The following is a 10,540-nucleotide window of genomic DNA, read 5'->3' as shown; positions in this document are numbered from 1 at the left end:
GCCACAACAAAATGGAATCACTAACGTGATAAATTTTTTAATCCCCTCACCCTACCCTCTCCCCCACGCTGCGCGCGGTGGAGAGGGGATAACATTACTTCTTAGCCTGACGGCTATGGGCGCTTCGCCCGACATTTCGCTTTTTACCTATCATTGATTTTCATAACCTTTGATTTCCAAAGATGAAAATGCCATCATTTGCCTTTTTTCTAAAAGGATTAGCAATGTCACCAAGGCAGTGGGCAAAAAGGATGTTGGGTGTAATTCTCTGTATCTTGAGCTTCCATGGCAACGCCAGTATCCAGGATACGGAAAAAGGTCAGCTTGTGGATCATCTGTATCTGGGAATGTTTCCTCAGAGTGCAGCCCGTTTAGTGCTGCAGAAAACAGTACCTCTTGATACACTTGAGGCTGATTACGATCTGAATCTGTACTCAATCCATTATAAAACCCTCGACCCGGATGGCAGGATAACGATCGCCTCTGGTCTGGTGGCAATGCCCATAGTTACCGATAAAGCGGTGAGTGTCGTCAGCTATCAGCATGGTACACGTTTTAATCGTGATGATGTTCCTTCGCGAAGCATGGAAAAAAGCTATATGATTCTCGCGGCTTTCGGCAGTCATGGCGGCTACATGACCGTAATGCCGGATTATCTTGGACTGGGGGATAATGAGCTGCCGCTTCATCCCTACGTACAGCCCGAAACGCTGGCAGGGAGCAGTGTAGATATGTTGTTAGCTGCGAAGCAATTAGCGGCTAAGCTGAATTATTCTCTCAATGACAAGCTCTACCTGACCGGCTATTCTGAAGGCGGGTTTTCAACGCTGGTGATGTTTGAGCTTTTGGCAAAAGAGTATAGCCATTTGCCAATTACCGCGGTTGCCTTGGGCTCAGCACCTTATGACTGGGAAGAAACAATACGCTTTATTCTTTTAGAGCCAGGCCCGCGAGCCAGTGCGTATATGGCTTATTTCTTTTATTCCCTACATTACTATAAACATTACTGGGCGAGTCTGGACGACATTTTTATCCCTCCTTACAATACCCTCGTTCCTGAATTATTTGATGGTAAACACGGCAACGAGGAAATTCTGGATGCCCTGCCCAAGGATCCGGCAAAGCTTCTTCAGCCGGCATTTTTTGATGCAATTCTTAATCAACGGGATACGAACTCCGAAAACCTTAAACAGCTGTTTAATCATTATGATTTCACGCCAACTGCACCCTTACTGCTCATAGGTACAAAAGGGGATAAGGATGTTCCTTATCATGGGTCGGAAATTGCCTATGAAGCGTTTCGCAAATTAAGTGATTCTGTATTCATTAAATCGGTCAGTGATACCCAGGATCATACCGAAGCAGCGTCTTTTGTCTTGAAGGAGCAATTGGAATTTTTCAAGCAATATTAATTGGGAAATCAGCTCAGGATGGCCCCGAAATGGGGCTCCTGTCTGTGCGCTACAAATATCAGAGTAACTGTCTATAATTAGAAAATCGCTTGCTAAATTGCGAAAAGGATTTAAGCAATTAACATTCGATTTTAATTCAATCAAATCGTCTAACGTCAGTTTGAGATCCTTCGCCAGGCTCGGATGACGTACCTGGGGAGTTACGATTTTAAAATGAATCTTATCCAAACCACACTCGCATTTTTTGAAGGGGTAGGACTTGCTTTTTCTCCCTGCATTTTGCCGATCCTGCCCTTCATGTTTGCTGCCTCTCTTACAGGTGGAAAATTTCGTCCCCTGCAAATTGTTTCCGGTTTCATTTTAAGCTTCAGTTTCTTCTCTCTGCTTTCAAGGCAATTGTTGTTTGCAACAGGCGTTCATCTGGATCAAATCCAGTGGTTTGCATATTTACTGCTGCTTATACTGGGATTTATCATGCTTGTACCCATCCTGGAAAAGCAATTCGCCCGTTACACTAACCGATTAGCGAATCAGGCGCAGCAGCTCAGCAAAGCACGGTTCTTGGAGCAGCCTGGCGGCGCCTTTGTGATTGGTAGTTTATTGGGATTAATATGGACGCCCTGTGCGGGTCCTATTTTAGCGATCGCCCTGGTTCAGATCATCCAGGCACAAACAAACTGGCAAGCTGTTTTGACGATTGTGGCATTTAGTATTGGCACCGCAATTCCTTTACTATTGGTCGGCTATTTTGGCCGATATTTCAGTCATCATCTTAAGGCAATTAATCGTCATAGTCTTCTAATCAAGCGCAGCATGGGCGTACTGGTTATCAGCTTCGCTTTATTGGGTTTATTCGGAATTAATATCGGTCAATGGACTTCTGTCAATGGAGAAAGCGCTTCTGGACAGATAACAAAAAATGAATTAATAAATGGCTTGCCAGTGTCGTATCCGACACCACAGATAGTGGGGATAAGTCATTGGATAAATTCTCCCGCATTGACTTTCGAATCGCTGAAAGGAAAGGTCGTTTTAGTGGATTTCTGGACCTATTCCTGTATCAATTGCATACGGACCTTACCCTATATAGAAAACTGGTATCAAAAGTATAACAAAGAGGGATTGGTTGTTATCGGTATTCATGCGCCGGAGTTTGGGTTTGAACAGCAGTTTAATAACGTCAAAGAGGCGGTCAGAAAATTTGGATTAACGTATCCAGTCGCTTTAGACAATCAGTTATTGACCTGGCAAAATTTCAATAATCATTATTGGCCTGCTCATTACCTGATTAATCAGCAAGGGGAAGTGGTATATATTAACTTCGGTGAAGGTGAATATGATGTAATTGAAAATAATATCCGTTATCTTTTAGGTCTTAATAAAAAAGAAGCATCACAATTTAACGTACCCATCGCTGCAAATCAGACACCGGAAACCTATCTCGGTTCTGCCAGAGCCGACCGAAAAAGCAGCGCAGGAGTCCTCCCTCTGCATTTCTGGCAGTTGACTGGTTATTGGCAAATGACTCCGCAATATATTGAAAATAATGATGCAACCAGCCAACTGACCTTGCACTATCAAGCAAAAAAAGTATTCCTGGTGGTTGAGAATTCTTCAAAGCAAAGGGGAAAGATTGAAGTCATTGATAATCAGCAGCAGAAATCGGAAATTGTTATCTCCGAAGCCAGGCTTTATCAGCTGCTTAATCATCAGAAATCTCAGGAAGGTATTGTGACCATTAAGGCGCTTACTCCTCATCTGCGCTTTTATGCATTCACGTTTGAAAGCTAAACAACGAAATCTTATTGTATTTTTTACGAATTTTCGTGTTAAAGTACAGCGCCTTTAAGTTTTTATTCAGTACAGGGATGATCACAATGCTGTCTGCACTAAAGAAATTTGCAGGATTTTTTCTGCTTTATTCCGCTTCAAGCCACGCGGCTTATAATTTTAATCATCTGGTAGGGGTTGATTATCAGCCTAATCATTATGCCGGTAATGTGGCTCAGAATAATCATGACGTATTTATTGTCGGTAACGATGCAACGGGTGCTCCGGTCAGTAATGTCTATGCTGAACTGCTGCAATTACGAGAAGCAGGATTTTATACGGTTCGTTCTTATCAGACTACGGTGTACTCCTGGGCTGAAATTATCAAGCAGGCAAATGCTCTGGGGATGAAAGTTATTTATGAAGCGGTGATTCCGCAACAGCCTGCTGATTCACCGGTAAATGGATGTCCAATTCCCTCAGCAGGTCAGGGATACATTCCCTGTGCGCAGGCAACCCTGAATGCGGTGATTGCGCGAGTAGGGCAGGCGGTTTTCAATGATACAGTGATTCTGGTATTCGCAGGCCACGAGAATTATTGTGAGGCAGGAAATGTTATCCCCCCTTGTAACAATCCAGTGACATCCAATGTCACTTATCTGACGTCTGCGGTAGCGGCGCTGCAGTCTACTCTGGCCGCGGCAGGCCTGAGCACTCCGGTCAGCTCGGCTTTGATAAGCGGCAATCTCGTTACTCCCAGTGTGCAAATTACAAATGATATGATAGCCCTGGTCAATAGCTATTCGCCAGCAGCCCCGCTGGCCTTTGATCCCTATCCCTTTCAATGGGGAGTTCCTCCGGCGAATGCTGTGTGGACACCGCCATTGAGCACTCAGAACCAACTACAGAACTCATTAGCATGGGATTATCTGCGGGTAGTAGGTTCCGCCAATCCTCCGGCTTTACCGGCAGCCGCACAGCAGCCCTTTTACACGCCGGGAAGAGTACTGATGTCTGCTGAAACAGGCTGGGCAACGGCTGGTTCTACTGGCGAATACGCCTGTAACTCTCCTGGACCTTGTCTTCCCAGCGTGGCCAATGCAGTAACTTATTATCAGGCTCTTTATCAGGCGAGTGCTGCAAATTTTGTCGCCTTTTCCGGTTATCCAATTGCCGTTCTGGCATTTGAAGCCTATGACGAGCCTAATAAAGGCAGTACTTCAGCCGAAGGGCATTACGGGCTTTTTGATTCAAACTGTTTCCAGAAAGCGGCTGGTCTGGTGCCGGTCAACAGCATGGTAGCGAACAAGGGCTGTCAGGGCTTTTCCAGCGGCAGCCTTTTAACTATCGTAGGGTTTGCCCACCCCTATACGCTTATCATCCGTGGAACCAATCCTTCCACAGGAGCGGTTTCGACCATTACGGCAAGCAGTACCGGACAACCAGGACCCACGGATTCGACCTGGCCTCAATATCTGGTATTTCCCGGTTCGACAATCACCATCAGAGGAACCCCCTCCTGTACCAGTACGGTGCAATCGATTGTAAATGGGCATATAACCTTCTCTGGAACCTGTAATTGTCCCAATGACAACTTGAATAACTGTTACTACTAAGGCGGCGATTGATATGAAGTACAATGGTATTAGCCTGTTGGCATTAACTCTTTTTATTCCGACAGCGATTGCAGGCAGCATGGGTGATGTTGCAGCGCCGGGTCCAGGCGGATTGTTCATCGGCATCGGCGGAGCTTATGATGCCTTGCGAGTCAAATCCAGTGACTCGGCTCTATTAAATGTAGATAGTGGTTTTCCGCCACTGGGAATCTATTCAGGAGCAAGGAACAGCTATTCTGAATCAGAGGATAAACTGATTCCTATGACTCAGGTGGGTTATTTCGGAGCATTAAATAACAGCGGCTGGTTGTGGGGGCTTGAGCTGGTCTATCAGCATTCAAGGTTAGATGTGACTCATAACGCGGCATCAATTCATTTTTTTAATCCTGTCGAAGCGGTGAGCAATGAGCTTCGGGTGGAAGGTTTTAAAACCAAAATGGATAATCAATGGATGCTGCCGGCTTTGATAGGCCATTCATTTAAAAATAGCGTACTTTATTTAGGCGCGGGGCCTTCCTTGCAGAAAGTTGAGCATAGCGTATACAGGAGCTCAGATACGCAGTCAGGTTATTATATTGGTAATTTAAACGGCTTTTCTGATGAGAAATGGCTCTGGGGTGGAGCTGTTCAGGCGGGAATTGCGTATTTTCTGAATCCCTCCTGGTTTTTAATGCTCAATTACACCTACTCAAAAACAGAGACGTATAAACAAAACCATGTGATATCGTTCACTCCGGAAATAAACGAGGGCTTCAATGGCGGGCTTCTATCGTTTAATACAAGCCAGCGTTTGAGTACACAAGCGGTGAGCCTTTCGATCAACAAGGTATTTGCCTAAAGTATTCATTAGGCTTTAACCCCCACTCTCTACGTCGCTCGGCTTGTCCGAGAGATCCAGGAGTCTCATAGATCAACTGGATTCCCCGCATAAAGCGGGGAACGTAGCGGTGTGAGGGAAAACCCAGTCTGCCCCTGGCTGCTACGTCCCTCGGCTTGTCCGAGGGATCCAGGAATCTCATAGAGAAGCACTGGACCCTGCGGACAAGCCGCAGGGAATAGGGGTGATGGGATATACCTATGGGCTTGCTCGCGGTATCCATGACTTGCTCCATAGATATATAGAATGATACAGCTTATTGCGTTTTACATGGAACTCGTAGGGGCCGTACCTGAGTCTTCAGGTAAAATGGCTGGCAAGGTCTTGAAAATCGATTGGGCTTTGCGCCTGCCTTCTGAACGAGGTTCAATATGGCCATTCTCTTTAAGTTTTAAACCAAAAAAATCATCGACTAATTTACCCAATAGCTCAAGACTATGATTCTCTGTTCCAGCTTGCTCGGCGGGATTTGTTAAAAGCTCCTGAGTCTGAGCGGCTGTTTCCAGTTGAAGAGCTGTGAAGATCTGCTGATATATCATTTGTCTATAATTTTCATCACGAGTAACCGGATCAAACACTTCAATTTGCACATTGCGCTCCCCTTGAATGGGCTCTTTATCCGAACTTGGTGAGGAAATTGACTGGATCGCATTATAAAGAATACTCAGATACATTTTCAGAGATGAATTATCCGTACTCATCTTTTCCCTAAAGATAACCGGATTAATAAAACGCAATAAAATGAAGGCCAGAAAAATTCGCTGGCTGTTTGCCAGATCAGAATCCTTCTGGCGGAGATCGAAATAAGCCAATTTTAAAAATTTCTGAATTACTGGTGGGAATCGAGAGGGAGAAAGTATGTTTTCCATCACTATTTTAAATTGCTGCTGCAGAGACTCAATGGCACCTGGGGTTGCCTGAAAATCTGCTCTTCCGACAGAATAAGTCTTTTCATTGATGTTTAAGTTTCTGAAAAACGAGGTCAAAGTAGAAGTCTGCTCCAGAATAAATTGTTTAAATCCTGCGTGCTCTTCTTTGCCTAATCGCAGCTGAAGCAATTGGATAAGTAAGTTATTCCCGCGGCACCATGTCATTAATTCTTCATATCTCAATAAGTGCTTATATACAATCAACATTTCATCATCTGACAGTTGATCAGCCAGAATTTCTGAAATTTGGCGAGTTTGTCCCTCAGCATGTTGAAATATTTCAAAGGCCTGTGTAAATACTTTATCTTTTCTGCGCGCTAAATTTAAAATAAACTCGGCAGTTTTTTTCTTATCGATGGAAAATAAACCCTCAAAAAAGTCTTCGATGGTGGTGAATCCCTTCCTGGAAAGCAATTCAATACTATTTTTCTCTTGGTTTGCCCCTGTTCTATGCGACAAAGGAGGCGATTTGGGGCATGAATTATAAAGCGTGAACGGTGTTGTAAACTGTCCTCTTGGAGAGCCTGGTTCGCTCGTTTGGCTATGGGTTAGGCCAGTGGCTTCTCCCAGTCTGGTATTTACATATTTCTGGATTAGGTCAGTACTTTCTTTAGTAGATTCTTTTGTCGATTTTCCCTTAAGCACTTTTTGCAGGTTTTTATCCGTGAAAAAAGTTCCGAAATCGAGAATCTCCGGTGAGATTTGAAAAATCTGATAAAGCAGGGCGAATAAAATACGCTTAGTGCGCACCGTTTGACTTTTGAAAAGCTCATTATGTTTCTCAGAATTTTGCATGAGCAGCAACATGTTTTTTATTTCTGATTTGTCGATAAGGCTTGTTATTTCTTCTGGAGAACAGCATTGTTTAGCAAATTCAATCATAGCCATTAAAATATGATACTCGTGTAACGGCGTAAGGCGCATACAGACAACCTCTTAATTATCATTCATTCAAAGGGGGTAATATTAAGCTAAAATTAACAAAATTTAAACAAATATATTATTTTTGATTCTAAAATAATTTGAGTTCGATGTAATATACTTGAATAAAAACAGTAAAGTTAAGTTAATGCTTGCCATAAACAAATGGACTGAAAGATGGGGCTTAAAAATGAAAACCTATAGAATGTATATCAATGGGGAGTTTACCCAGGCAAAAAAGGGAGCAACCCGCGATATTATTGATCCCGGTAATGGTGATTTAATTGCAAAAGTGCCGGAAAGCACGAAAGAAGATGCTCAGCTGGCCATTGAGGCTGCGCGCGAAGCCTTTGATAACAGTGAATGGCGAAAAGTATCCGCTCTGGATCGCGGTAAACTTTTATTTAAGCTAGCTGATTTAATTCGAGATAATGCCGGGAGACTGGCTGAGCTTGAAACCCAGAATTGCGGAAAACCACTGGCGGAAGCGGAATACGATGTAGCCGATGCGGCTAACTGTTTTGAGTTCTATGCCGGGCTCACCACCAAAATTCATGGCGAAACCATGTCGGTTCCTGCCAATTCATTCAGCTATGTAGTGCGCGAACCAATTGGCGTATGCGGACAAATTATCCCCTGGAATTTTCCTTTGCTAATGGCCGCATGGAAACTGGCTCCCGCTTTAGCGGCGGGGAACACCGTGATACTGAAACCCTCGGAATTAACTCCAATAACCGCTCTGGAATTATTTGAACTAATTGATCAATGTGGGTTTCCCCCTGGCGTTGTCAATCTGATAACCGGACCCGGAGCGGGGGTAGGTGAAGAGCTAAGCAGCAATCCCCTGGTCGATAAAATCGCATTTACTGGTGGAACTGCAACCGGCAGGAAAATTATGCAGGCGGCAACCGGAAACCTGAAGAAAATCTCTCTGGAGCTGGGAGGAAAAAATCCCAATATCGTGTTTGCGGACTGTGATCTTGAAATGGCTATTGACGGTGCTCTGTTTGGTGCTTTTGCCAATCAGGGAGAAGTGTGCTCCGCCGGTTCCCGTTTGATAGTAGAGCGTTCTATTCACAAGGCATTGCTTGAAGGAATGCTGAAAAAAATTCCCAATATTAAACTCGGACATGGTCTAAGTGCTGGCGTTAAAATGGGGCCTCTGGTATCCAGCGCACACCGGCAGAAAGTGGAAAACTATATTCAGATCGGTATAGAGGAAGGTGCAAAACTTCTTTGTGGCGGGAAAAGACCGCAGGCTCAGGAGTTTGCAAAAGGGAATTTTCTCGAGCCTACCATTTTTGATGACGTAAAACCCAATATGCGTATCGCCAAAGAGGAGATTTTTGGCCCGGTTCTCGTGGTGATTCCCTTTGATACAGAAGAAGAGGCCATTCAGATTGCTAACGATACAAATTATGGCCTGGCTGCCGCTGTCTGGACCAACAATCTGACGAGAGCGCATCGAGTCACATCGCAATTGCGGGCCGGGATCTTATGGGTTAATCATTACCACCCGACCTATAATGAAATGCCCTGGGGTGGTTATAAGCAAAGCGGCTCCGGACGCGAGCTGGGATTGTATGGCATTGAAAGTTATCTTGAAGTGAAGCAAGTCAATATTAATCTCGATGAAACCCCCATTGGATGGTATGAATGAAAGAAATTCGAATTAAAACGGCAATTCCTGGTCCGAGATCGCTGCAATTAATGGAAGAGCGCCGTGAGCATGTCGCACGTGGACCCTTTCACGCAACGCCTGTTTTTGTGGAAAGGGCAAAAGGCTCTTTTGTTGAAGATGTTGATGGCAATGTGTTTCTGGACTTCTCTTCTGGAATTGGAGTAGTCAACACTGGCCATTGCCCTGATTCCCTTGTGAATGCCGTCAAAGGGCAAGCAGAAAAATTCATGCATACCAGTTTTAATATCCTTCCTTATGAGGGATATATCAGGGTTTGTGAGAAACTGAATCACCATGTACCGGGTGAGTTTAAGAAAAAGTCCTTACTTTTGAATTCTGGCGCGGAAGCCGTTGAAAATGCGGTCAAAATTGCCCGCGCTTATAGCGGAAAGCAAGCCATCATTTGTTTTGATCATGCCTATCATGGACGCACCTATATGGCGATGGCGCTGACGTCAAAAAATAAACCTTACAAGCATGGATTTGGCCCCTTCCTCTCTGAGGTTCATCGTGCTCCTTTTCCCTATGAATATCGCTGGTGTGGGCAGGATTGCGCAAAAGAAGCCTTTGAGGACTTTGTGGAATTGGTCAATTTTCGTGTAGGCCTGGAGAATGTGGCAGCGGTTATTCTTGAGCCTGTCCTTGGCGAGGGAGGCTTTCTTCGGTTTCCTGCATCCTATCTTAAAAAACTTCGCGAATTCTGCACAGCAAACCAGATCATTTTAATTGCAGATGAAATTCAGTCAGGATTTGGACGAACTGGTAATCTGTTCGCGATGGACACCTTGGGCGTGGCGGCTGCTGATCTCACGATCACCGCCAAGGGCTTGGGCGGCGGAACCGTTATTGCCGCGGTAACCGGGCGGGCTGAAATAATGGATGCCGCCATGGAGGGAAGTTTAGGGGGAACCTTTGGAGGAAATCCCTTAAGCTGCGCTGCAGCGCTTGAGGTGTTTAAGTTGTTCGAAGAGGGTAATATCCTGTCTAATGTGGCCGCTCTCGCTGCGGTACTTGAACAAAGACTCGAAGAGTTTAAAGAAAAATACCCTATTGTCGGGGATGTTCGCGGCCTGGGTGTTATGCGGGCCATTGAACTGGTAAAGGATAGAGAGGGCAAATTGCCTGACAAGGAGGCGACTGCCCGTTTGGCACGCTTTTGCCTGGAACGTGGATTGGTGGTGCTTGGCTGCGGAACCTATGGGAATGTAATTCGCCTGTTGATGCCATTGACTACTCAATTGAGCGATTTGGAAATCGGACTTTCGATCATTGAAGAAGGGCTGAAAGAGCAAACTAATATCAAGTAATGGCTATACGTAAATCCAGAGACGCCG

The 10,540-nt window shown here is 44.9% G+C and carries 7 protein-coding genes; 6 read left to right on the top strand and 1 reads right to left on the bottom strand.

All coding sequences use genetic code 11. The annotated features are described in order from the left end of the window. The first annotated feature begins 224 nt into the window (after positions 1 to 224). From B1207_RS07465 to B1207_RS07450, 4 genes are all read left to right on the top strand, one after another. Positions 225 to 1,412, top strand: coding sequence for an alpha/beta hydrolase family protein (locus B1207_RS07465; protein ID WP_112219367.1), 1,188 nt, complete (start codon positions 225 to 227; stop codon positions 1,410 to 1,412). Between the two features lie 213 nt (positions 1,413 to 1,625). Then, positions 1,626 to 3,203 (top strand): cytochrome c biogenesis protein CcdA, encoded by a 1,578-nt coding sequence (locus B1207_RS07460; RefSeq protein ID WP_172458187.1) that lies wholly within the window; start codon positions 1,626 to 1,628, stop codon positions 3,201 to 3,203. A gap of 86 nt (positions 3,204 to 3,289) precedes the next feature. Beyond that, positions 3,290 to 4,798 carry a glycosyl hydrolase family 17 protein gene (locus B1207_RS07455; protein ID WP_253255805.1) on the top strand — a complete coding sequence of 503 codons (1,509 nt, stop codon included), beginning with the start codon at positions 3,290 to 3,292 and terminating at the stop codon, positions 4,796 to 4,798. Between the two features lie 13 nt (positions 4,799 to 4,811). Beyond that, on the top strand, positions 4,812 to 5,636 hold the full coding sequence (locus B1207_RS07450; RefSeq protein ID WP_253255804.1) for an outer membrane protein: 825 nt from the start codon (positions 4,812 to 4,814) through the stop codon (positions 5,634 to 5,636). Between the two features lie 305 nt (positions 5,637 to 5,941). On the opposite strand, the gene B1207_RS07445 is transcribed toward B1207_RS07450, so the two are convergent. Then, the gene (locus B1207_RS07445; RefSeq protein WP_112219364.1) at positions 5,942 to 7,528 is read right to left on the bottom strand and encodes a hypothetical protein; all 1,587 of its coding nucleotides are present in this window, start codon (positions 7,526 to 7,528) and stop codon (positions 5,942 to 5,944) included. Positions 7,529 to 7,715: 187 nt separating this feature from the next. Between B1207_RS07445 and B1207_RS07440 the strand changes: the two genes are divergently transcribed. Both B1207_RS07440 and B1207_RS07435 read left to right on the top strand, forming a co-directional pair. Further along, positions 7,716 to 9,185, top strand: a complete 1,470-nt coding sequence (locus B1207_RS07440; RefSeq protein ID WP_112219534.1) for an aldehyde dehydrogenase family protein — start codon at positions 7,716 to 7,718, stop codon at positions 9,183 to 9,185. Beyond that, positions 9,182 to 10,513, top strand: coding sequence for an aspartate aminotransferase family protein (locus tag B1207_RS07435; RefSeq protein WP_112219363.1), 1,332 nt, complete (start codon positions 9,182 to 9,184; stop codon positions 10,511 to 10,513). Before B1207_RS07440 ends, B1207_RS07435 begins: the two co-directional genes overlap by 4 nt. Positions 10,514 to 10,540 lie beyond the last annotated feature (27 nt).

Origin of the sequence: Legionella quinlivanii, from assembly GCF_003265995.1 — a bacterium.
Lineage (GTDB): Bacteria > Pseudomonadota > Gammaproteobacteria > Legionellales > Legionellaceae > Legionella_C > Legionella_C quinlivanii_A.
Note: the sequence above shows the minus strand (reverse complement) of the source record. Positions and strands in the feature narration are given on the sequence as shown.